The 25,313-nt window shown below is 32.0% G+C and carries 22 protein-coding genes, 1 tRNA gene and 1 other RNA gene; 1 reads left to right on the forward strand and 23 read right to left on the reverse strand.

Annotated elements, in window-relative coordinates:
- The first annotated feature begins 76 nt into the window (after positions 1 to 76).
- Positions 77 to 265, forward strand: a complete 189-nt coding sequence (locus BLV79_RS05365) for a hypothetical protein (RefSeq protein ID WP_074716870.1) — start codon at positions 77 to 79, stop codon at positions 263 to 265.
- A 111-nt stretch (positions 266 to 376) separates the two neighbouring features.
- Here BLV79_RS05365 and BLV79_RS05370 read toward each other — a convergent pair whose 3' ends face one another.
- The 23 genes from BLV79_RS05370 to BLV79_RS05470 all read right to left on the reverse strand — a co-directional run bounded on the left by BLV79_RS05370 (position 377) and on the right by BLV79_RS05470 (position 25,284).
- On the reverse strand, positions 377 to 2,434 hold the full coding sequence (locus BLV79_RS05370; protein WP_074716872.1) for a methyl-accepting chemotaxis protein: 2,058 nt from the start codon (positions 2,432 to 2,434) through the stop codon (positions 377 to 379).
- 139 nt (positions 2,435 to 2,573) lie between these two features.
- A complete protein-coding gene (locus BLV79_RS05375; protein ID WP_074716874.1) occupies positions 2,574 to 2,843 on the reverse strand; it encodes a hypothetical protein in 270 nt (89 codons plus the stop codon).
- A gap of 270 nt (positions 2,844 to 3,113) precedes the next feature.
- Positions 3,114 to 3,380 carry a hypothetical protein gene (locus tag BLV79_RS05380; protein WP_143470216.1) on the reverse strand — a complete coding sequence of 89 codons (267 nt, stop codon included), beginning with the start codon at positions 3,378 to 3,380 and terminating at the stop codon, positions 3,114 to 3,116.
- 72 nt (positions 3,381 to 3,452) lie between these two features.
- A complete protein-coding gene (locus tag BLV79_RS05385; protein WP_074716877.1) occupies positions 3,453 to 4,187 on the reverse strand; it encodes a hypothetical protein in 735 nt (244 codons plus the stop codon).
- Between the two features lie 323 nt (positions 4,188 to 4,510).
- Positions 4,511 to 4,663, reverse strand: coding sequence for a hypothetical protein (locus BLV79_RS12725; protein ID WP_159429328.1), 153 nt, complete (start codon positions 4,661 to 4,663; stop codon positions 4,511 to 4,513).
- 180 nt (positions 4,664 to 4,843) lie between these two features.
- A complete protein-coding gene (locus BLV79_RS12730) occupies positions 4,844 to 5,005 on the reverse strand; it encodes a hypothetical protein (RefSeq protein ID WP_159429329.1) in 162 nt (53 codons plus the stop codon).
- A gap of 92 nt (positions 5,006 to 5,097) precedes the next feature.
- Complete coding sequence (gene proC / locus BLV79_RS05390) at positions 5,098 to 5,907, reverse strand: pyrroline-5-carboxylate reductase (protein ID WP_074716879.1); 810 nt, start codon at positions 5,905 to 5,907, stop codon at positions 5,098 to 5,100.
- 108 nt (positions 5,908 to 6,015) lie between these two features.
- Entirely contained in the window at positions 6,016 to 7,251 is a 1,236-nt protein-coding gene (argJ, locus tag BLV79_RS05395) for a bifunctional glutamate N-acetyltransferase/amino-acid acetyltransferase ArgJ (RefSeq protein WP_074716881.1), read from the reverse strand.
- A 36-nt stretch (positions 7,252 to 7,287) separates the two neighbouring features.
- A complete protein-coding gene (locus tag BLV79_RS05400) occupies positions 7,288 to 8,157 on the reverse strand; it encodes a DMT family transporter (RefSeq protein WP_074716883.1) in 870 nt (289 codons plus the stop codon).
- 107 nt (positions 8,158 to 8,264) lie between these two features.
- Complete coding sequence (locus BLV79_RS05405; RefSeq protein WP_074716885.1) at positions 8,265 to 10,697, reverse strand: ATP-binding protein; 2,433 nt, start codon at positions 10,695 to 10,697, stop codon at positions 8,265 to 8,267.
- Entirely contained in the window at positions 10,697 to 11,797 is a 1,101-nt protein-coding gene (locus BLV79_RS05410) for a metallophosphoesterase family protein (RefSeq protein WP_074716887.1), read from the reverse strand. Before BLV79_RS05410 ends, BLV79_RS05405 begins: the two co-directional genes overlap by 1 nt.
- 156 nt (positions 11,798 to 11,953) lie before the next feature.
- Positions 11,954 to 13,864, reverse strand: a complete 1,911-nt coding sequence (gene clpX, locus BLV79_RS05415) for an ATP-dependent Clp protease ATP-binding subunit ClpX (RefSeq protein WP_242871433.1) — start codon at positions 13,862 to 13,864, stop codon at positions 11,954 to 11,956.
- 267 nt (positions 13,865 to 14,131) lie between these two features.
- An RNA gene (rnpB, locus tag BLV79_RS05420) (RNase P RNA component class A) lies at positions 14,132 to 14,476 on the reverse strand.
- 123 nt (positions 14,477 to 14,599) lie between these two features.
- Positions 14,600 to 16,267 (reverse strand): nucleoside kinase, encoded by a 1,668-nt coding sequence (locus BLV79_RS05425; RefSeq protein WP_074716889.1) that lies wholly within the window; start codon positions 16,265 to 16,267, stop codon positions 14,600 to 14,602.
- Positions 16,254 to 16,997 carry a tRNA (adenine(22)-N(1))-methyltransferase gene (locus BLV79_RS05430; RefSeq protein ID WP_242871434.1) on the reverse strand — a complete coding sequence of 248 codons (744 nt, stop codon included), beginning with the start codon at positions 16,995 to 16,997 and terminating at the stop codon, positions 16,254 to 16,256. The genes BLV79_RS05425 and BLV79_RS05430 overlap by 14 nt, the downstream gene beginning before the upstream one ends.
- A 1-nt stretch (position 16,998) precedes the next feature.
- Complete coding sequence (gene rpoD, locus BLV79_RS05435) at positions 16,999 to 18,279, reverse strand: RNA polymerase sigma factor RpoD (RefSeq protein WP_074716891.1); 1,281 nt, start codon at positions 18,277 to 18,279, stop codon at positions 16,999 to 17,001.
- A gap of 47 nt (positions 18,280 to 18,326) precedes the next feature.
- Positions 18,327 to 20,105 (reverse strand): DNA primase, encoded by a 1,779-nt coding sequence (gene dnaG, locus BLV79_RS05440; RefSeq protein ID WP_074716893.1) that lies wholly within the window; start codon positions 20,103 to 20,105, stop codon positions 18,327 to 18,329.
- A gap of 105 nt (positions 20,106 to 20,210) precedes the next feature.
- The gene (locus tag BLV79_RS05445) at positions 20,211 to 21,230 is read right to left on the reverse strand and encodes a deoxyguanosinetriphosphate triphosphohydrolase (RefSeq protein ID WP_074716895.1); all 1,020 of its coding nucleotides are present in this window, start codon (positions 21,228 to 21,230) and stop codon (positions 20,211 to 20,213) included.
- A gap of 63 nt (positions 21,231 to 21,293) precedes the next feature.
- A complete protein-coding gene (locus tag BLV79_RS05450) occupies positions 21,294 to 22,928 on the reverse strand; it encodes a hypothetical protein (RefSeq protein WP_074716897.1) in 1,635 nt (544 codons plus the stop codon).
- 34 nt (positions 22,929 to 22,962) lie between these two features.
- Entirely contained in the window at positions 22,963 to 23,580 is a 618-nt protein-coding gene (locus BLV79_RS05455; protein ID WP_074716899.1) for an ATP-binding cassette domain-containing protein, read from the reverse strand.
- A gap of 109 nt (positions 23,581 to 23,689) precedes the next feature.
- Positions 23,690 to 23,774: transfer RNA gene (locus tag BLV79_RS05460), tRNA-Leu, on the reverse strand.
- A gap of 118 nt (positions 23,775 to 23,892) precedes the next feature.
- Entirely contained in the window at positions 23,893 to 24,420 is a 528-nt protein-coding gene (locus BLV79_RS05465) for a nitroreductase (protein WP_074716901.1), read from the reverse strand.
- A 24-nt stretch (positions 24,421 to 24,444) separates the two neighbouring features.
- Positions 24,445 to 25,284 carry a DegV family protein gene (locus BLV79_RS05470; RefSeq protein ID WP_074716903.1) on the reverse strand — a complete coding sequence of 280 codons (840 nt, stop codon included), beginning with the start codon at positions 25,282 to 25,284 and terminating at the stop codon, positions 24,445 to 24,447.
- Positions 25,285 to 25,313 lie beyond the last annotated feature (29 nt).

Consider the following 25,313-nt stretch of genomic DNA (forward strand, 5'->3'; position numbering starts at 1 on the left):
TTTTGATGCTTTCTCATGCCAAACATTCGTTAAAATTCTCATAATAGAAGAAAATCTCATAGTAGGAGGGGGATTTATGAAAATTAAACATTTCAAATTTCAGGACAGTATTTCATTTTCTGAAATAGAATCACAAATTAATGCTTTTTTAAACAGTAAAAATGTAAATGAAGTTATTGATATTAAATTTAATACTTCTGTTAGACATTCTGATAGGTACACAGCAGATGAAACTGAAACCATTTATTTGATTATATACAAGTAAAAATATGTATTCTCTTAAGTGTTTTTAAAAAGCTTAGTTAATGATTTTGGAATCATCTTTTGACATCTTCTTTAAAGGCCTCGCAATTTTTTAAATTGCGGGGCCTTTATTTTAAATCTTAAATTTCTTCATACTTGAATCTAAAACATTTGCGATATCTTTTAATTCCTGGGCACTTCGTGCAATATCTTTCATAATTGCATCTGCCTCTGTAACTGCTGCTGATGTTTGCTCTGTACCTGCTGCATTTTCTTCAGCAATAGCTGTAAGATTTTGAACCGTGTCAATGATATTTCCTCTGGCTTCGTCAAGTTCTTCTGTTTTTTTACTAATTGCTTTAATTCCTTCAACAGAATTCTTAACACCATTTTCTACATGCTCGAACATTTCTGTTGTTGAAGCAATATACTGAGATTGTTTGTCAATTATCTCTGAAACATCAGACATTGTCTTAACTGATTTATCTGAATCATCTATTAATTGTTTTACAACCTCATCAATTTGCTGAGCAGAAGTATTTGACTGATCTGCTAATTGTTGAATTTCTGAAGCAACAACTGCAAAACCTTTTCCTGCATCTCCGGCTCTGGCAGCTTCAATTGATGCATTCAAAGATAGTAAATTAGTCTGATCTGCAATGTCAGCAATCAATGTTGCTGCATCTTTAATCTTAGTAGCTGATTCATTAGTAGTCTTAGTTTGTTTTGCAATCATCTTGATGGATTCTATTGTTTTCTTATTAATATCACTAAGAGCTTTTAATGCTTCATTTGCTTTAATATTTGCTTCTGAAATTGTTACAGCGCCTTCATTGATGTCATTAACATTTGCTTTTGTATCTTTAATCATATTTCCAATTACTACTACGTTATCTGTAGCTGACTGAGTCTCTGCGGCCTGACTTGTTGCACCTTCAGCAATCTCTGAAACTGCATTTTCAATATGACCAAACGTTCTTGTCGTTTCGTTTGTATTTTTCTGTAATTCTTCTGAAGCATTATATAAACTTTCGCTTTGATTTTGAATGTCACTAATTACATGAACCATTTCATCTTCCATTCTAATTAAAGATCTAGCCATGTCTCCCGTTTCATCATTTCTATTTATTACTTTTTCTAATTCACTAACTGAAGCAAAATTCAGTTCTCCCATTCGATTAATAACAGATGTAACCGCTTTAATTGGCACTACAGTCTTATATGTAAATAAACTTATAATAATTATAGCTACAATAATTATTAATATTGAAAAAGTCACCATATTTCTTAATAAAATATTTGAATTTTCTTCAATCTCACTTAATGGAGTAACTGTAACTGTAACCCAAAATCTTTCGCCAAGATCTACTACTGTAAACACTGCTTTGTTGTATTTTCCATCTGTAGAACTATAATAAGTTGAATTTGTTTTTTTATTTGCTACAGTTTCTTTAAAAGCTGCTACAAGGCTTTCGTTTAGCGCAATCTCTCCATCTGTTTTAGTAAGATCCATTCTGCCTACTCTATCAGGTTTTTGTTTAAAGCCTATACACATACCTTCCTGATCTACTACATAAACATATCCTGTTTTTTTGTATTTATACTGTCCTACCAAATCTGACAAAGTATCTAAATTTATTGTTCCATATACTATACCAACTGTCTTTGAATTTTCCTTTACAGGAAATGCTACTACAAGAATTAATTTACCGGTTGTTCCTGATTTAAATGGCGCAGTCATATAAGCCTCACCAGTAGAAGAAACCTCTTTTACATAATCTCTGTCTCCTCGATTCATCTTTTCACCAGTATCACTTATAGCATTACCTTTTAAATCACTATAAGCTATCATTGCCAAACCATCTATTGCAGTTTTTGCATCCTTCATCATCTGAATCTTTTGCTCAATTGTTGCCTTATTAAATTCTGCGGAATCTGCAAGCGTCTCAACTATAATCTTTCTGGTACATATTTCCCCTTTTAGCATAACAGCAGCTTCACTACCCACTGCTTTAACATTAGTTTCAGCTTCTTCATTTACAATAACACTTGACTCTCTGTAACTTATAAAAGAAAGAGCTATAAATCCTACTACTACAATAGGTACCAAAACTCCTAAGAATTTTTTCCTAATTCCATAAAAAATTTTGCTTTTTGTTTTTACGTTTTTTAAATTTTTTACATCAGCCACATCTCAAACCTCCTTGATTCCTTTTTTATTTATCTTTTGTTTTTAATTTATGTATTTATCGAGTTCTTCTTAAATTTTGTAGTTATTGTTTGACTTTATTGGCCTTCTTAACTTCTATGTTTAATGGTGTATCTAATTTTTAACTCATACTCTTAAGTGCATCAAATTCTGATTCATACACCCCTCCATTCTTTTCTAGCTCCTCCCATGAATACCAACTTCCACTTAATTGAATTCCATTTATAGAAATATCTGTCACGAAAACTCTCACTGCTCTTTTATTCTCCTGAAAACAAATCCACACGCCTTCATTCAATGAAAACGGAAACATATATGCTCTCCCAAATCTTACTGCATCATTAACAACTTCATTACTCGTCGTATTTGTTATTTGTTCTGTTCTATTCATGGCAAATCTCCTTAAAATAATTTATTTGTATTAATTAATCCTCTATGAACATCTATCACAATTCTTCACTAAAAATGCACCATAAACACACGCACACCACCTAATTATGGTATCGGATGATTTATTTTTTTATATAAATAAAAAACCATAAGTTTAAGAAAATTTATACTTTCTTAAAACTTACGGTTTTTTGTATAAGATTTTATTTAGTTTTTATAGTTTTTAAGCACTATTATTATCCTAAGTAATACTGTTTTCCATTTGATATTACTATTCTGCTTCTGCTTCATACATCTCAATCATATTCTGACTTTCAATGCTTGAAGCAACCAATGCTAAAAATGCTGATTCATTTAAAACAATATCTTTAAACTCTATATTATTCTTTGGAACCATCAAAATAGCTAATTTAATTGTATTATCCTTAGCATATAACCATGCCTCAAAAAATTCTTCTTCTTTGTTTTCTACAACATCTATCAAATATTTATCATTATACTGATAAGTTGTTGTAATAATACTATCTAATTTTTCCATAGCCTCTACCATTCCTTTACCTTTTATAATTATATTTTAGCAAAAAAATGTCATGATGCCAACTGAGAATTATTAGTGATCATTACTCTTAAGAGATGTAACAACCCATTTACCATTTTTATATTTTAACTCTAAAACAAAAAGGTATTCTTTTCCTTCATATGATGACTTGTCTTCATTGTATTTAGCTGTGAGCTTATCAATGTATGATGGAAGAATATCATTGAAAATCTTCTGGTAAAGCCCCTCTTCTCCTTGTTCCTGATAAATCTTAGTTACTTCTGCAGCATGATCCTTTCCGTACTGCTCACACTCAGCTTTAAACTCATTTGTTACTGTTTCATCTTGTACTGATTTAACAAGTTCTGCCTGTGTAAATGCATATTTAACAGAATATCTTACCTGAGCTGTTTTACCATTAACTTTTACTTTTTTAACTTTGTAAGATTTAATCATATCCTTCTGAATACTTGTCCAGAAATCTAATACCTTACTTTTTACTGTATCATCCAATTTGTTTTCTATATTGTATCCTATAGCCTTATAGAATTCTTTAGTATTCTTTTCTGGATTAAGGTTAGCAAAATCTTTCTTAGCAGAAGAATCTACCACTTTTACAATGCTATTATACTCTGCATTCTTGCAATACCTCATAACCTCATCAGATGACTCCTGTACAAGTTCCTCATCTGTTTTTTCTACTGATGAACTGCTGCTACCACCTTTTTTGTCAAAAGCGCTACAACCTGTTAAACTAGAAAATACTAAAACTGATGCCAAAATAGCTGAAACTAATCTCTTTTTCATTTGTGTTCTCTCCTTTTCTCCTCTTTAATATGTTAGGCGTCTATTATACTCCGTAAACCACATTAATACAGCATTTTTGCTAATATCAATAATTTAATTATTATAGATAAAAGCTATATAAAATTGTTTACTTTCAATATTATACACTCACAAGGTAAGTTTCGCAATTACCAACTTAAAATATGTAGAATTTATATTTCCACAATTTTTTACATAATTCCCATAGGCTCCATTTATAGACTCTACTAATCATGTATCGGACAAATGAAAAAAATAATTAGCTAATTATAAATTTTTTATAAAAAAATATAAAAAATATTTTATTAATATTCAGCCAAACTAAATATTTCCCACTTATTATCTTTCTTTTTAAAATCAAATCTATACGTGTATTTTTTCCCTTTGAATTCTTTTCTTGCTTTTTTGTAGGAATCTAATCTTTTTTTAGATTCTACTGGAAGTAAATCCAAATCCATCTTTTTTCCTAATGCAATCTCACCATTTTTTGCAGCTTCGTCTAAATCTCGTTCTTTTATTCTTTCAGCAACAGATTTTTCTACTTTTGATTGTGCAGATTTAATTTCTAAATTTTTTAAATCTTTTATGACATCAAGAGCTTTTTTTGCAAAATCTCCATTTTCTGCACTCTTTTCATTTTATACGTTCTTTCCATTTTCTGCGTTCTTTGAACCTGCACAACCAGTTAAACATGCTGTAGCAACTACAAAGATATAAGAAATATTAAAAAAGGACGACAAACTGTACCGACCTCCAATCGTTAGATTTTTGGGTCTAACTTTTGGGGGCGGTACAAACATCGCCCTTCTTGTATTTATGAATTGTTTATATAATTATATATATATTTATATGTATATATATTATACGCTTATTATAAATGTTATTAATATGCCTACAATTTTCGTGATATTTCAATACATTTTTCCATAGCTTCAAACACTGCACTTCTCATTCCTTCTTTTTCAAGAACTCTTACAGCTTGGATTGTTGTTCCGGCTGGTGAACATACCATATCTTTTAACTCGCCTGGATGTTTTTTGGTTTCGAGCACCATTTTTGCACTTCCATAAACTGCTTGAGCTGCAAATTCATATGCTTGTTTTCTTGGCATTCCACCTGCTACTGCTGCATCAGCCATTGCTTCAATAAACATAAATACATACGCTGGTGAACTTCCACTTACAGCTGTTACAACTTCCATCAAATTTTCAGTTACAACTTCTGTTTTTGAAAATCCAACACAAAGTTCTTTTATCATTTCACATTCATTACCTGTAACGTTACCATTAATACATATTCCCATCATTCCGGCTTTAACCATTGCTGGAGTGTTTGGCATTGCTCTAATAATTTTTTTGTCGTCACCAAGTTTTTCTTCATAATATTTTATATCTTTTCCAGCAGCAATACTTATAACTAATGTTTCATTAGTTATTTCTCCTTTTATTTCATCTAACACACCATCCATAAATTGTGGTTTTACAGCTAAAAATAAAATATCTGATTTGCTTGCAACTTCTGCATTATCACAACTTACTTTTATGCCTAATTCTTTTTCTTTTTTTTCAATGTTTTCCTGAGATTTTACTGTTGCAAAAATATGATCACATGTCGCAAGTTTTGAATCAAGTATTCCATGAATCATTGCTGTTCCCATGTTTCCGCATCCTATAAAACCAATATTTTTATTTGATAATTCCATTTTTTCCTCCATATTTGAACCTTAACTATTCTTCTAACTTGATTTGTCATATATTTTAATCTTATCCTCATTTTCTATGACAACCTAGTTCTTCAAAGCACTAATATATTATGACCTATAATCTCCATTTATTTTTACATAATCATATGTCAAATCGCATCCCCAAGCTTTTGCCTGTTCGTTACCTTGTTTCAAATCAACTATTACATAGATTTCATCTTCTTCAAGAATTGTTTTTGCTTTCTCTTCAGAAAACTCTACACCACTTCCGTTTTTGCACACAAGAATTTCGCCTACTTTTGATTTTATTGATACGTCAACTTTATCAATTTCAAATTCAGCATCTGTATAACCTATTGCACACAAGATTCTACCCCAATTGGCATCTTCTCCAAAGATAGCACATTTAAATAATGACGAACTTACTACACTTTTTGCTACTTTGATTGCAATATCAAGAGTTTGTGCCCCATTACATGTACATTCAATCATCTTTGATGCACCTTCTCCATCTTTTGCCAACATCTTAGTTAAATTCATCAAAACATCATATAAAGCATCGCAGAAAATGTCATAGTCGCTTCCTTTTTGCGATATTGTTTTATTTTTTGCTAAACCATTCGCCATAACGCAAAGCATATCATTTGTAGAAGTATCACCATCAACACTTAAACAATTGTAAGTAATTTTAACGATTTTATTAAGTGCTTCTTGTAAAAGTGAAGCATCTATGTCAACATCTGTTGTAACAAAATTAAGAGTTGTAGCCATATTTGGATGAATCATTCCGCTACCCTTGGCCATTCCACCAATTGTACAAACTTTTCCATCTAATTCAAATTTAACTGCATATTCTTTTTTTACAGTATCTGTTGTCATGATTGCATGAGCAGCTTCTATATTTCCTTTTTCTGATATTCCTTTTGCAAGCTCAGCTACGTGATCTTTAATAGGATCAATTGGCAAAATCTGTCCAATAACTCCTGTTGATGCAACTATAACTCTTTCCTTAGGAATATTTAATTCATCTGCAATCAACTTGCACATCATTTGTGCTTTTTCCTCTCCATCTGCGTTACAAGTGTTTGCATTTTTACTATTTACGATTACTGCCTGTGAAATATTGTTTGATTTTTTTAGATTTTCTTTAGTAACAATGATTGGAGCGCCCTTTACTTTATTCTGAGTATATACAGCCGCTGTTTGACACTCTTCTTCTGAAAAAATAACTCCTAAATCGTTCTTTTCTTTTACTGGATTTAATCCGCAATTTAATCCGTTCGCTTTAAATCCAGCTGGAGCACACACTCCACCTTCTACTTTTGTTAAATTAAACATATTCATCTATTCTCCTACTCCAAATATTTTTCCACAAATGGGTTACGATGCCTCTTTAGCATCTTTTTTTTGCACATAATACCATTTATATATTGCACTTCCTATGATTATAACATACCCTGTAATACTTAGCCAATCTGGTAATTCTTCATAAAAAATAAATCCCCACATTGCCGCAAATAGTATTTGTGTATAATCGTAAACCGAAATTTCTTTTGCTGGCGCTTTTGTATAAGCTGCTGTTATTGTAAATTGTCCTCCTGCTGCACCTAATCCTGCTCCTATCAAAATCAAAGTCTGAACAACTGTCATTGGTTTATATGACATTATTAAAAATGGTAAAATAGTTATACATGAAAACATTGAAAAACAAAATACAATGATTGGTCCTCTTTCACCTTTTTTTCCTAGTTTTCGAACAAATGTATATGCAATACCTGCGCCTAGACCTCCTAATGCACCGATTAATGAATATACCATATTTATGTTACCTGTTGGTTTTATTACAAAAAGTGCACCTGCAAATGCTGTTATTACGCAAAGCCACTCAACTTTATTTGCTTTTTCTTTTAAAATAAAAATAGAAAAAATAATTGCAAAAAATGGTGATAATTTATTTAAAATATTTGCATCTGCTAAACCAATTTTATCTATTGCATAGAAGTTACATATCAGTCCTAATGTACCGCAAAAACATCTTGCAAATAAATCTCCAAAGCTTGATTTTTTTATTCTAAAGCCTTCTTTACTTCTAAACAAAGTAACTGATGCAATAACTGCTGCAACCGCATTTCTAAAAAAAGCTTTTTGCATAGTTGGCAAATCTCCCGACGCACGAACACAAAGTGTCATTATTGAGAAGAAAAATCCTGCCATAATGATAAGTATAATTCCTTGTTTTTTCTGACTCATTTCGTCATCCTTTCTAACTTGTTATTTATGTTTTTTATTATAATATAATCGAAGCACCTATAATATTTGTATCTCTACAAAATACTATAGATGCTTTGTTATAATCACTATCGTGGCATACGACAACTATGACATGTAAAGTAAATCACCTGATAATCCTGGCTTATTAAATCTAATAATTCATTTGCTTTATCCAATTTATCTTCATCTAAGTTAACAAATGGATCATCTAAAATCAAGAATGACTTATCTAATGGGAACATTGCTTCAACAAGTGCCAATCTCATACAAATACCAACTAAATCCTGATATCCTGATGATAACCAATCCACTTCTCTATATGCACCCTCTTGTTTCATCTTAATCGAAATGTTAGCATCTAATTGCCAATTTTCATTGTCCTCACCAGTAATATGCTGATAGTATTTTTTGAACGCATTATTAACCGGTGTCTTATATCTGGATGTAAACTGCTCTTTTGCCTGTGTTAAAAACTCAATAGTTTTTTCAGCCACATTATAATAATTCTGTTCTTTTTCTTGTTCTTTTTCTAAAGTTGCAAGCAAGTCTAATTTTTCATCTCTTTCGTCAAGCTGATCTGATAAATCATTCATCTGACGATTATATTTTTCGATATCATCTCTGATTTCATTAAGATTTTCGTCAATGTCATCGATTCTTCTATTTAGCTCTTCTAAGCTATGATTAATCTTGTATTCTGCAACAAGATCTTCATCATCGTGAGAATCTTTAAATTCTTTTCTAGCTGCTTTTGCTACTTCCATAGCCTCTTTAGCTAATTTATATTCTGTTATTTTATTAGTTAAAATTCCAATTTTTTCTGTATACTCTTCTGGTGTATTATCAAGTTCTTCAAAAAACTGACGCAAATAGTCATATATTCTTCTGTTTAAGAATTCATAATCACGGTTTGCATTGTGATAAGTTACATCTTTTTGATGTAAATCATCATATGTTTCTTTTAAACCTCTTAATTCATATAACATTGTCTGGTATTTTTCTTCACTATCAACACCTAATTCATAGCTAAATAAGAATGCACTGATTTCTTTATTGATTTCAACGATTCTATTTTCCATTTCCTGAATCTTATTTCTCAATGCAGTAAGTGAACGCATCTCTCTATCATCTTCATCACGTTTGTTCTGCATGTATCTGGCTAATTCAACTTCAGCTACACGTTTTTGTTTCTTTGATGTGATAATAAAGATTACTGCTAAAACTACTGCAACAACTGTTATTGCTATAAATGGTGTAAATAATGACTTTTTAGCTACGTTTACAACTGCCAAAATTAAAAATACAACTGCAACAACAGCAAAAACCGATGCACCCATCAAAACACTCTTTCCTGCGTTTTCAACTTTAGGAATGTTCTGGTTACGTTTTGCTTCATTTGTCTGGAACAAATTCTCTAAATTAGTAAGTTCAACTTTCTTATCTGAAAGTTCACCCTTAATCTTTCTTGTTTCTTCAATTGATTCAATATTTCCAGCAATTGCTTCGAATAACATCGCTTCATCAGCTGCACCGTTATTTAAACGCTCACCTAACTCTTCGTATGTCTTTTCTTCTTCATTAGATAATTTATAAACTTCTGCACTTTGTCCCTGCTTAACTAAATTGTGAACATCAACTGTAATATTGCTGATTTCTTCATCACTCAAGCATTCTTTCCCAAAGAAGTTTTCTACATCTTCAAATGCCTTTGTTTTTTCTTTTTCGATTTCACACAATTGCTTGTAGTTATTCTGCTCTGCAATTTTAGTTCCTGCTTCACTTACAAACTTCTGCTCTTTTGTAAGCTGGGCACGTTCTTTTTCTAAAAGAATACGTTTATTCTGTTGGTCTTCCATTAGAGTAGCAACTTTTTTATATTCTGTTTCTCTATTATCTAACTCTCTTAATTCAAGTCTTAGAGTATCTATCTGATCTTTACGTTTTCTAATAGAACCCGTTTTTCTAGATGGTGACAATTTATTTACAACATCTTTAAGTTTTTTCTGAGCATTTTCGTAATTGTTAATATCATTTGTACTTTCAACAACGTTTCCTAATTTTGCATTAATCTGATCTGATGTTGAAAAAGCACAATCATTTTGTCCAATAAAAATACTTCTTGCAAATGAATTTCTATCTAAATCGAAAATCTCATCACCTAAATGTTTTGTAAAGCAATCAACTTCCATATTAGTTGTTGCATCATAAATGTGAAACTCATCTGCTTTTTCTGTGCTTCCAAATTTTCTTACTACTTTATAATTTTTATCCTGGTACTCGAATTCTAATTCTCCACCGTAAGTTCCACCTTGCCAAGGTTTGTAAATGTTTCTTTCTTTTTCAAATGCACCTTTTTCTTTTTTGTTATCAAAGCCATATAACATTGCTTTTAAAAAAGCTGCAAACGTACTTTTTCCGCTTCCATTTTCACCATTAAAAACATTTAATGATTTGTTAAAAACGTAATCTTTATCATGTAGTTTACCAAAATTATCGATGTGGCATTTAATTAATCTCATTATAAGTCCTCCCCAAGTAATGCTTTTATGCCACATTTAATAATGGCATTTTTGTCTTTATCATCAAAATCATTATCATCAGAGTTTAAAACTAATCTGATAAATTCGCCTTTTAATGATCTATCTCTTTCGTAGTCTTGATATTTTACTGTTTGGGAAGTCTCATCTACAACTTTTACAGTGTAAAACTTGCCTTCTAATTTGCCTTCAATAATTCTTGTATTGATATCGCTTTCAACATCAACAGCACCTGTTAATGTAATTTTAACTAGTGATGTTTCTTTATATTCTTTGCGTCTTAATGACTCTTCAACTTTCACTAAAGCTTCGATTGTAGTACTGACTCCAGAAATATCAACTTCTAAGTTATGAATATTTCTCTTGGCAAAAGGAACAAACTGTGTATTTAATTCTTTTGTTTCTTCATCAATATCTAGTAAAACAAATCCTTTTTTACCGCATTCATCAAATCCTCTACCTTCAAGACAACCAGGATAGCAATATTTTCCTCGTCTATCTAAATCGTCTTCTTCGTATGAATGTATATGACCTAAAGCTAAATAATCAATATTTCTGCCTCTTAAATTATCAAGGTTAATTATGAAATCTCTTGGATTTCCTTCTCCCTCTCTAATTTGTCCGTGCAAAGTAACAATATTGAATTTGTCACCTTCTAATTGTAAATCATTGCATACAGAATATTGATTATCATCTGTTAATTCTAAACCAGTAATAACAATATTTCCGTATTCATAAGATTTCCATTCTTTATCATTAAAAAGTTTCAAGTTAACTGGTAAATCTTCTAAATTAGAAAGGAAATTATCATGATCATGATTTCCTTTTAAATAAACAAAATCAATATCCGGATAACCCAAAATTGCTTCTTTTACAACATTTCTTGCTGATGCAGAAATATTTCTTGTATCAAATAAATCTCCTGCTATCAAAATAGCTTTAACTTCATTTTGTTTAGCATAATCCACCATTTTGGAAAATGTATTTAGTAATTCATCTCTGCGCTCTTTTGCCTGCTCATTAGTGAGATTTGTAGTCATCTTTGAGTCTAGATGAATGTCTGCACAATGTATAATTTTCAATTTTACAACTCCTTTATATAAATCTTAGTGTTTTATCTTGCTTGTCTGTTTTTGGGTCTAATATACAAACTCAAAATCATTTTTATAAAAAATAATTATAATGATTAATTATAAGAATAATCATAAATTTAATCACAACATAATTATAATAATTATTTAATTTTCTTTAAGTGATATAATCGGACCACCTTTATCCTCTAGATAATCTCTTGTTATTAGCACTTTACCAATTCTTTTATCTTTAGGAATTTCAAACATTATATCAAGCATACTCTTCTCAAGAATAGCTCGTAATGCTCTTGCTCCTTCTTTCTTTTCTCTTGCCTTTTCAGCTATATAACGCAACGCATCTTCTTCAAACTCAAGTCCGACATCATCAATACCAAGTAATTTGACATATTGTTTTATAATCGCATTCTTTGGCTTTGTTAAAATCTTAATCAACATTTCTTCTGTCATCTCGTCAAGTGTGAAAAGAATAGGTAAACGACCTATGAATTCTGGAATCATTCCATACTCTCTTACATCTTCTACCGCAATTTGTTGCATAATATCATCATCATTATCAAGCTTATCTTTTAATTCAGATTTAAAACCAATAGCAGCTTCTTTGTTTATTCTTTTTTTGATTATATCTTCAATTCCTGGAAAAGCTCCTGCACAAATAAACAAAATATTTGTTGTATCTATTGTTGTAAGTGGCACAAAAGCGCCTTTAGAAGATGCTCCAACCGGTACTTCTACGTCTGTTCCCTCGAGAATCTTAAGCATTCCTTGTTGAACTGACTCCCCACTAACATCTCTTTGACTAGGATTATTCTTTTTTGAAATCTTATCAATTTCATCAATAAAAACAATACCATGCTGCGCTCTTTCTACATCATTATCTGCTGCTGCTAATAACTTTGTTATTACGCTTTCGATATCATCACCGACATAACCTGCTTCTGTAAGTGATGTTGCATCTGCAAGTGCAAGTGGCACATCTAACAATTCTGCTAATATTTTAACCAAATATGTTTTTCCTGAACCTGTTGGTCCTATCATCAACATGTTAGATTTCTCAATTTCTACATCATCGTCTACATGATTTTCTAGACTCATTATTCTCTTATAATGATTATATATCGATACTGACATAACTTTTTTAGCATACTCTTGTCCGATAACGTAAGCATCTAGTTTCTCTTTGATTTCATGAGGAGCTGGAAGATTTCTAATATCTATAATTGGTTTTCTCTTTTTAGCTCTCTTACGTTTTTTTACTCTATGAGTTCCAAGCATCGAACCATCTGGATTAAACATCCTTGTAAAGTTCCTACTTGGCATTCCAGATATTCCTGGCATACTTGTCATAGCTGGAAACCCCGGCATACCAGCTTTATCATCAAATATCGAATTATCTAGGCCTGGAAACAGCTCTAATCCCAAATAAGCTAACGGATTATTCTTCTGAAATGTTCTCTCAGCTTCTTCTCTTACCTCAGCTGGCGCATTTTCATACTTATACGCCTTTGGATTTAAAGAACGTCTTGGATTCTTTTTATCTTTGGAATCTTCCAAATTCGTTGGCTTCATCATTTTATCTGGATCAAACATATTTTCAAAAAGCATATCAGATGGTGGCATCATATCAAAAAACCTTTGCATACAATCAGGACATACTTTAAAAGATCGATGCATACGAACAAGCGGTCCTGCCATACCTTCAGGTCTTTTACAAACAGAACAAAAATCTTCGTAATTACCGTCGTCGTCTTTTTCATTTTTTTGTTCATTATTATTGTTTTTTTCTGCGTTATCCTGATTGCCTTTATTTTTGGAATCATCATCATCTTTATCATTTAAAAATGATAATTTCATCATATCGCCGCTTCGAAATGGTTGACTCATCACGCGTTCATGCATACGACTATGAATAGGCGTTTTGACACTAGATTCTGAATCGGTATCCTTACCATCACTTTTCGAATGGATAACTTCTTCATTAGATTCTGAATGGGTAGCTTCTTCATTATGAATTTGATCATTATCATCTGTATTGATTTCTCTATAATCTTCTTTCATATTAACCACCTTTCCTCAATATATTATTAATAGCTTATTAAATTTTCCGCATAAAATTATAATCATATTCAAATAACTATAATTTGCATCAAATATTGTACCTTCTCAAGTTTTATTTTTCACAATAAACCTATACTATCACATTATAAATCGTTATGCAAAATAAAACAATACTATATAAAACAATAGACTAAAAAAACAAAAAATGGCTAGGAAAACCCAACCATTTCATTAGTTCAATCAAAATATATTTAAAGTGATATTATGTAACTTAGCAGAACGATAAGCCGGGTTATGTCGTGGATGATCATCTATCTAGGATAACTGTTACCAATTACCTCAAGCAACCTACCTTAAGCTAGCGGGCCACGTCAACGCTTATATTCGGTTTTGCTTCAAATGGGGTTTACATGTGCCCACCTTGTTACCAAGATGGCGGTAGTCTCTTGCACTGCCTTTCCACCCTTACCACTTGCGTGGCGGTTTATTTCTGTTGCACTGTCCTGAGGGTTTCCCCTACCGGCCGTTAACCGGCATCCTGCCCTGTGAAGCCCGGACTTTCCTCACCTGCGACCTTTCGGTACTTGCAGCTGCGATCACCTGTCCTGCATATTAACCCGTTAATTATACTATTATTTTTGTTTTTTTTCAAGTACCATTTGAAATAAAACCTTGTTATTATCAAATGACTATGAAATGATTTATAAAAGCTTCTAAATCACAAAGTAACAATAGCTAGACATTAAAACAACTTCCGCCGATAAACTCACGCAACAATGAATTTTTATTTACACTATCAGCTGGTAATGGAACCACATAATCTAATAGTTTTAATAATCTTTTGGCTTCAAAATACTCAGGACAATCTCTTGGAATTCCAAATAATAATGGTTCTGCGTAAACCTTTAAAACCGCTATCTCATAAACAAGTGCTGAGTTAAACATAATATCTGCATTCTCCTGAAATGGGAATATGTATTTTTCTTCGCCTCTTCTTACCGATTTCCACATAGCAATTGTTTCTCTTGCTGATGTATTTCGAGTTCTGGCATCTCTTACAATTCTTCGAATTAGTCTTCCATCTGTTGTTGGTAAAGGATTCAACTCATCTATTGCAAGATGTGTCAATGCTGATATATAGATTTTGAACTTGCTTTCTATCGGTAGTGTATGTGATAATCTGTCATCTAAGCCGTGTATACCCTCTATAACCAACACATCATTTTCTGCTAGTTTAAGGGTATTTCCCCTGTATTCTCTTTTTCCAGTTTTAAAATTAAAAGTTGGCATCATAACTTCTTCACCATTTAACAATGCTGTCATATCTTCATTAAATTTAACGATATCTAAAGCTTCTAAACATTCAAAATCATAATTGCCATTTTCATCTTTTGGCGTTTTTTCTCTATCAACATAATAATCATCTAAACCTATTGGATGTGGAATAATTCCCTTTGCTGATAGTTGAATTGATAAACGATGAGAAAAGGAAGTTTTTCCTGAGGATGATGGTCCTGCAATCATTATAAATTTTTTTCTACGATCTTTACTGATTTCAGATGCTATTTTTCCAATTCTTTCTTCCATTAATGCTTCCTGAACTAGAATAATATCTTCTCCATGTCCATTTGATATTTCATCATTTAAGGCTCCGATTGTACCAAACCCTAACATGTTACTCCACTGTTTAGATGCTTTCATAACTGAAAAAAGTTTATCATATGGTTCAAATTTTTCTATTTCAGTACTATGCCGACCTGGCATCTGTAAAATAAATCCCTCTTTATATGGAATTAAATCGAAATACTTCAAAAAACTTGTATTTGGTACCATATAACCATATGAATAATCTTTTATTCCACCTAGATCATATATATTGACCCTTGATGATCGTCTATAATGTAACAAGCGTTCTTTATCTGTCATATTGAACTTTTTAAAAAGTTCTTCAGCTTCAATACTCTTTAAAGATTCCTTCTTAATTGGGAGTCCTTGCTTGCATACCTTTTTCATTTCTGTTTTTAATTTTCCTAAATTTTCCTTTGATGGTTCTTCTCGTGTGAACACACAATACAGACCTTGTCCTAATGAATAACATACTCGAACTTTATTATTCTTAATCCCCCAAATATTATCAATAGCCTTCTGCATCAAAAAGACGACGCCTCTTTCATATGTTCTTCTTCCGTCTTTGTCGTCCATTGTTAAAAAGGAGATTCTAGAATCTCCTTTTATTTCTTTTGCAAGTTCTCTCAACCTTCCATTACAAATAGCTAGCATAATCGGTCTCGAGTATTTATCTTGAAATCTTTGTGCTAATTCTAAAAGTGTTGTGTTTTCATTTACTGTTATACTTTCTTCTTCTCCGTTAGAAAGCATAACAACTACATTAATTTCCTGCATTTTTTATCGCCCCCAAAATTGAATATGCAGATTCGTTATAGTAAATTTCTTGTGCTACTTCTTGCTTTCTCTTTCTAACTGATTCAGAATCTTGTTGTAAAACCAGGGATTGTAGTATAAATGTCAATTTTCTATATTGATGAACCAAAAATTTTCTTAAAACAGGATTACCATTCTTAAGAAGTAATGGTCCATAAATATCACATGTAGTGATTACATTTTCATTTTTATCCAACCAAAAGTCATCTTGATCAACTGGAATCGCTTTGATGATAGGATAATATTTTCCATCCTCCAAAATCATATCCTCATCAACAATTTTGTAACGATTTACTCTAAGGTATTGTCTAACTTTTCTCACCTCTGATTGTGGCTGTAAAATTAACTCTTTTGCATTACGACATATATCTTCACCTTCTGTCAAAATATGAATCGTAAGTTCTCCACCCATTCCAGCAATTAAGATACTATCAGCTTCATTTACTTTTAATGCTTCTACACCATCAGAAATACGTGTTTCTATTGAATCCTGCATTCCGTATAAAGCAATATTATCATTCGCACGTTTAAGTGGTCCTTCATTTATATCAACCGCAATAGCTTTTGGTATTTTTTCTCTTTGTATAAGAGCAATCGGAACATATCCATGATCCGTTCCAACATCAGCTAAAATGTTACCTGTAGTAACCATTGCTGCAACAGCTCTCATACGTTTTGATAATTTCAACATTTTACTCTAAATAATCCTTTAATTTACGACTTCTGCTAGGATGACGCAGTTTCCTTAATGCTTTCGCTTCGATTTGTCTGATACGTTCTCTTGTAACATTGAACTCTTTTCCTACTTCTTCTAGAGTTCTTGCACGTCCATCTTCTAAGCCAAAACGTAAAGTCAATACTTTTTGTTCTCTTTCAGTTAAAGTTCCTAGAACTTCACCTAATTGCTCTTTAAGTAATGTAAATGCAGCTGCCTCTGCTGGAACAGGTACATTTTCATCACGGATGAAGTCTCCAAGATGTGAATCTTCTTCTTCACCAATTGGAGTTTCAAGAGATACTGGCTCCTGTGAAATCTTTAAGATTTCTCTAACTCTTTCAACTGGCATATTTAATTCTTTTGCAATTTCTTCAGGAGATGGTTCTCTTCCTAATTCCTGAAGAAGTTGTCTTGAAACTCTTATAAGTTTATTGATAGTCTCAACCATATGAACTGGAATTCTGATTGTTCTAGCTTGATCAGCAATAGCTCTTGTAATAGCCTGACGAATCCACCATGTTGCATATGTTGAGAACTTATATCCTTTGTTATAATCAAATTTTTCTACAGCTTTGATAAGACCGAGGTTACCTTCCTGAATCAAATCAAGGAAAAGCATTCCTCTACCAACATATCTTTTTGCAATACTTACTACTAATCTAAGATTGGCTTCCGCTAATCTCTTCTTAGCATCTGATCCTCTATCAACTGCTAACTGTAAAGGTTTAATTTTTTCTCTAATTTCTGCTTTCTCAACATCTAATTCTGCTTCATAAAGTTGCTTTTTAAGTTCTTTTAATGGTTCAATAGCTGCCTGTCCATCTTCCATTCTCTTTGCTAATTGAATTTCTTCATCTGCTGTTAAAAGTGGAACCTTACCAATTTCTTTCAAGTACATACGTACTGGGTCTTCAACACTTACGCCCTCTGGAACGGATAAATCAATGTTTTCCATTTCCATATCTTCATCATCGCCATTTAAAATTGCGTCATCGTCCACATCATATGCATCGACATCTCCATCGTGAGTTCTTAACACATCGATACCATTTTTTTCTAAATAATCAAGTACAAGTTCAAATTTATCAGCATCTAGTTGCATATCTTCAAAGAAATCACTAATCTCGTTATATTCTAAGATGTTATTCTTCTTTTTAGCTAAGCTTTTCAATTCTTGAAGTCTCTTTTGGAAATCTTCAATCATTTCAGGGGTTAAAGCTTTTGAATTCTTTTTTGCTACTTTTTTGTTTGCCATTATTAACTTCCTCTCAACTTTCTTTATATCTAAAAAGTACATAAACTTTAAAGACTAAACTGCATTTTTTCTATTTTTTCAAGTTCTTTCTTGTCATTTAAAACATCCATCAAACCTTGTAAATCTGTTGGATCTAACGAGTTAGAACGTACTGAAATACTATTTTGCTTTATTCTTATAATTGTTTCCTTTAATGCCTTTTCTTTATCACTCTTGGAAGACAATTTCTGAATTTTAGCATTAAACAATGATGCCACTTCTCTTTGTTCTTCCTCACTTTCAAACGTACTAATAATTCTTGCTGCGTTAACACTTCCGTTTTCTTCATATTGTTTAAAAACTTCCGTGGCAACTGTTGAATAAAGCTCTTCTGTAAAATCTTTAAAACTTATATAATCTTTAATAACTGGGTATAATTTATCATCTTCTATAAGCCATGTAAGCATAAGCTTCTGGGATTGTCTCATGCCATCTTCTTTTTGTTTCTTGATAGTTTGACTATTTCTAATCTCTTTTGGCTTTTGATAACCACCAAGCTTTATTGCCATATTAACAACCATCTTTCTTAAATCATCATAAGAAACCTGGTACTTTTTAGCTATTGCTTCAATGTAATTATTTCGTTCTAATTCTTCCGAAAAACCAAGCAATTTCTTGGCAACTTCCTGGAAATATCTAGTCTTGCCATCAGGATCATTTAAATCGTAATCCTGTTGAAGTACTCTCACTTCAAACATGAAACTGTTCTCAGCTTCTCGTATACGATTCTCATATTCTTCAGCACCTAAATTCTTAATGAATTCATCTGGATCCTTATATGGTTTCATATTTATTACTTTTGTTGAAATTCCAACCTCTTTTAAAATTGGAATAGCTCTAAGTGCAGCCTTTATACCAGCTCCATCGCTATCGTATGTCAAATAAACTTCTTTAGTATATCTTTTTAACAAACTCGCATGGCCACTCGTAAGCGCTGTACCCAATGAAGCTACAGCATTATCAAAACCAGCCTGATGCAAGGAAATTACATCCATATAGCCTTCACACAACAGTAAATAATCTCTTCTACTTGCTCTTGCAAAATTTAAGCCATATAAATTACGACCTTTGTCAAATACCTTTGTTTCTGGAGAGTTAAGGTACTTTGGCTCGCCATCTCCCATAACACGCCCTCCAAAGCCTATAACTTTATTGTGCGCATCCATAATAGGAAACATCGCTCTATTCCAAAATCTGTCGTAAACGCCTTTAGATTCCTTGATTGTAATCAAACCTGATTCCTTTAAGATTTCATCAGTATATCCTTTTTGCTTAAGATACTTATACAAATCATCACTATACTGGTCCGAATATCCTAGTCCAAACTTACGCATAGTCTCAGGAGTCAGCTGCCTTTTTTCAAAATATTTACTGGCTAGCTCTCCTCTTGGGGAACGCAGAAGCGTATAAAAATATTTAGCTGCTTCTTTATTTATTTCAAGCAATACAGCCTTCTCGTTTGCTTTCATCTTTTGCTCTTGAGTCATTTCATATTTAGGCAACTCAATATTGGCCCTATCTGCGAGATATTCCATAGCCTCTCTAAACGAAAAGTTCTCATATTGCATTAAAAACGTAAATACATTACCACCTGCTCCACAACCGAAGCAATAATACATTTGCTTACTTGGAGAAACTGAAAACGATCCCGTTTTCTCGTTATGGAACGGACATAGTCCAAAATAAGAACTACCTTTTCTTTTTAATTGCACGTAATTACTTATTACATCAACTATATCATTACTCTGTCTTACTTCTTCAATTAAATCGTCTGAATAAAACGGCATCAAAGTCCTCCTTCCTGCAAAAAATTCACGTCATCACCGTTTTTTCACTTTTTCACATACTTAAACCTTAGTTTCTTTTACGCTCTTACAAATACTTACGCCATATTAGCTATCACCAACTTGCCATTCTTTTGGCAAAAAATGACTACTAAATGTACTAATTGCAAATTGATCAGTCATTCCAGCAATATAATCACACACAACTCTACCCTTCTTAGTACCTTTATCTAGCATATCTAAATACTTTTTAGGTAGCTGTTCTATATGGTCACCTTCCATATAGTAATAATAAAGCTGTTCAAGAAGTGCCATCGCCTTTCCTTCTTCTCTTTTTGCAACAGGATTAGTATATACATTTTTGAACATAAATTTTCTAAGGTCAAAGAGCGCTTCATTCGTCTCTTTAGACAACAAAATATCAGCCCTATCCATACTATTAATAATAATATCATGAATAAGGTGATCTAAACGACTTTTAGTATCATATCCTAAAGTCTTTCGGATTTCAAGGGGGATATCATCTTCGCACAAAATCCTTGCACGTATAGCATCATCAAAATCCGAATTAACATATGCTATTTTATCTGATAATCTTACGATTTTACCCTCTAGCGTATGGGGTTTAGTATGAGTCTGATGGTTCAAAATACCATCTCTTACTTCCCACGTCAAATTAAGTCCCTGACCTGATCTCTCAAGCTTATCTACGATACGTAAACTTTGAACATTATGTTCAAATCCGCCCTCATAAACTTTATTTAAAACAAACTCACCTGCATGTCCAAAAGGTGTATGTCCTAAATCATGTCCTAAAGCTATTGCTTCAACTAAATCTTCATTCAGCCTTAATGCTTTAGCTATTGTTCTCGCATTTTGCGAAACTTCTAAAGTATGCGATAGTCTTGTTCTATAATGATCTCCTTTAGGAGTTAAAAAAACTTGTGTCTTATTCTTTAATCTTCTAAACGATTTACTGTGTAGTATCCTGTCCCTATCTCTTTGAAAAACAGGTCTGATATCACATTGAGGCTCAGGAAAAGCACGCCCTTTTGAATTCACACTCAAACAAGCATGCGGACTTAGATTTTCTTTTTCCATCTTTTCTATTTGTTCTCGAATAGTCATTCTTACAGCTCCTTCTAAATAAAAAATCCTTTAGAGAACAACCTACACTATTAATATTCTATATCAATGTGCGATTTCCTTTTTTTCATCCAAAAAAATATTATTTTTTTTCAAATTTTTTTCTGTTTCTTTGATGTTGCCACCTATAATATCTAATAGTTCCTTCAATTCCAGTCCATTTATTTGGTTTTTATAATTTCCAAAATAAAATTTATTATCTTTTACCAAAATACAACCAACCCAATTTCCGTTTAAAATTTCTGTTCCATTAACACTTTTCATATCTTTGTAACTTCTAAGTGTAAAATATGTATCATATTTTTCAAAATCTTTTGGATTGTATTGTATTTCACCAAATTTTTGAATTAAACGTTCAACAAAACCTTTTTCAATAATTGTATATCCAGTTTTATCTGCGCCATAACTTGTTTCGTTTATCCAATCTTCATCCCATAAGACAAAGACATTATCTTGTTTGTAGAGCGCCTCTTTTTGCACACTATCAACCAATTTATATGAATTATAGTCAGCACCACTCATCTCTAAACAATTTTTAAATTCATCATTACCATCTTGTGGCTTATACAAAATATTGCCTATTGTCATTTTATAAATCTGAGTATGACAATTCTGATTTTTATATGCCAAATAGCCTAATGGCGTTCCTCCATTCTTATCAAAATTAAATGTATCATCTACGGGTACATAAACTTTTCCGTTGTAACACATAGGGCCAAATGCTTCATCCTTCGTCAAGCATTCTCCAACTTTGACATACGAATCCTCTTTTCCTTTTTGATTATCTTTTTTAATCACTTTACAAAATCTAAATAATCCTATACATAGACAAAAAGCAGCAAAAACTATACTAACTGTAATTTTAATTTTTCTGATTTTAAGAATCCTTTTTTCTTCGCTAGTAAGACTAATATATTCTTTTAATTTTTTTATCCTTTTTTCAGAATAAATCTTATTTCTCGAAGCATAAACAATCTGGCTTATTTTTCTAACAAATAAAGCTATAAAAAACAATCCCAACAACATTCCACTTATTATCCCGACTGCAACAAGCCGCCTTGGCATGTGGCAAACCAACATATAATCAAGCAATGTTTTTATATGCATTCTCCTGTTTTTTTGTGGTAAAAATCTTCCGCAAATTACAACTATAATTTTACATACTATAAAAAAGATTCCACTATCTACTAGCAGATACAGTGCAAAAAACTTTTTCGTTTTAATTACAACAAGAGGAAATAATGATATAGCAAATGCTGCCACCGTTATCCATGCAATAAAATATGCCCATCTTTCTAACAATGAACTCCCATATATTGAATCGATATACTCACCCGGAGACATTCCATTTAAATTTGACCAACCTATCATTCTTGAAACGACTACCATTATTTTGACAATTCCCCACGAAATACCAAAAAACAATATATATCCTACAAAAATGTAGTCTATTTCCTTCTTGCATCCAATTGGTAAGGTATGGCAGATATTACTCTTTGACATTGCTATCAGCCTCATAGTGTAATATGAAAGCATCACGCCAACCCACATTGGCAATCCGCCCATTCCACCTATCAATTCATTCGAAAAGATCATGCAATACGTAGCAAGTAACAATGAAGCCACTGCATGTATCTCTGTTTCTTCTCCTCTTCCTTTTAACTGAAAATATCTTAGCATAATATACTTCCTTTATTATTCAAAACTCTGTCCATCATAAATATATTTGTCTATCCGATAAATTCTCCACAGATTCTTTGTCACTTGTCAGAAATATGATAGACAGTTTTTTTCTTTTTTTAGTTTCCTTTATAATAGAATCTATTTGTCGTAGTTTTTCATTTTCTATGCCGATTTTCAAATCATCCAAAACCAGAATTTTAGTATCTCTATTTAATGCTATTAAAAGAGATACTACCTTTATATCGCTTTTTGAATAATTTTTCAACCTTACTTTAAAATCCAATCCTTCTTTTTTCGCATCAAACAAAAAACTATCATATTCAAAATTTTCATCTAATCTTTTTATTGCTTTAGCTAACGTCTCTATTTTTAGATTAAGATTGAAATTTGGAGATTCATAAATAAGCGATACTTTCTTTTTAATTGCGATTTCATCTTCTCTCATCTTATTACCGAAGTACAAAATTTCACCACACTCTGGTTCAATAGCATCACCTATCAACATTGCAAGAGTGGTCTTGCCCATTCCTGGCGCCAAATAAACACCAAGCACTTCATTCTCATTCAAGTAAAGATTTAAATCCTTAAGAGAAAAATATCCTTTATGATAATAAAGATTATTAATTTCTAAAACATGTGAACCACTCACCTAAGTCCCCTCCTCTTTTCAATTTTTTCTTAAACAATCGTTTTCTTGAATAAATTATTTTAGGATAAAAAAAAAGGAAACCTTATGGTTTCCTATACATTTTAATTAATGCGGAAGAAGGGAATCGAACCCTCACGATCGCAATGATCACAAGATCCTTAGTCTTGCTCGTCTGCCAGTTCCGACACTTCCGCAGCTCTTTTATTTACCGTCGCTCGCTGTCGACTTGATTATAATAACAAAATTGCTACGGAATGTCAACACTTTTTTTATATTTTTTTATTTTTATTTTAAACTTTATTTCAAACTCTCTTAATCAACATAATATACGTAATCTTTTTTACGTGGAGCAGCCGGCTTCATATCCGCTATTGCATAACCAAGAGCACGATGACCAATACCTTCGTATTCACCTTCTATACCAAGTTCTTTTAATAAGTTTTTGCCCCAATCAGACTCGAACTCTTCTTTTGCTCGGTGAATCCAAATGCTATTAACACCTAAACTTTCTGCAGCATTCATTAAATTACCCATTACTAGTGTTCCGTCGTAGATATGTGTTCTAGCCGACTTATCCGCTAACACAATCAAAATAACTGGTGCGTTGTAAAATGGATCAAAATCTTCACTCCAGCCACCAATCTTTCTGTTTTCCTCAGATATTCTATCTCTAAGTTCTTTATTAGTGACCGCGATTATAATTGGTGATTGTTTACCCATTCCATTTGCAGCATATGTGCCTGCCTCAATTATCGCATCAATCTTTTCTTTTTCTACAATATCTGATTTGAAGCCTCTACAACTTCTTCTATTTTTTAAAACTTTTAATGTTTCATTCATAACTTTACCCTCTTTTAATTACCATTAGCCAGCTACAACAATTCCTCCATTGTTGGCATACATTGTTGATACGCCTGCAGTTGGCACTATAATTATTTCTTTAAAATTAAGCTTTTCTTCTAATAATTTTTTTACATATTCTGCTCTTTCAGGGCAATTGCATTGCGAAATGGCAATTCTTCTATTTTCTGAATCTGGTGTTACTTCAGCAATACAATCTACCATTTTAGCCAAAGCTTTCTTCATTCCTCTACCTTGGCCTAACTGTTGAATTGAACCTTCATCAGTTGAACCCATAACAGGTTTGATATTTAATGTGTTGGCAATAAAAGCTTTAACATTGCTTAATCTTCCAGCTTTACGTAATGTCTCTAATGTTTCAAGAACGAAAAATGTATTAATCGAATCAGTGTATTCTTCTATTTTTTTTACAATTTCATCAAAAGGCATTCCTTGCTCTTCAAATTCTTGAATTTTCATTCCTATTACAGTTTGTCCAATTGATGCAGAACGTGAATTTACAACATAAATATTCTTTTCTGTTCCATTTTCATCCTCGTAAAGATTCTTTGCAAGGATAGCACTATTATATGAACCAGATAATTTTGAAGACAACGTCACCACAAAAATATCATCATAATCGCCCTCAAATTCTTTCATATATCTTTCTGGTGATGGACACGCAGATTTAGGTCCAACAGGACTTTCTTCTACTCTTTTTATAAAATCAAGCTGATCAAAAGTCTCATCATCTACAATATGATATCCGTCTATTTCTAATTCAAGTGGAACATTTACAAAATGACCATCCTTCTTTAATTCTTCTGTAAGTTCTCCGCAACTATCAATAATAATTTTGTACATTAATGATATCTCCTTATTTTATATGATTA

Origin of the sequence: Lachnobacterium bovis DSM 14045, from assembly GCF_900107245.1 — a bacterium.
Taxonomy (GTDB): Bacteria; Bacillota; Clostridia; order Lachnospirales; family Lachnospiraceae; genus Roseburia; species Roseburia bovis.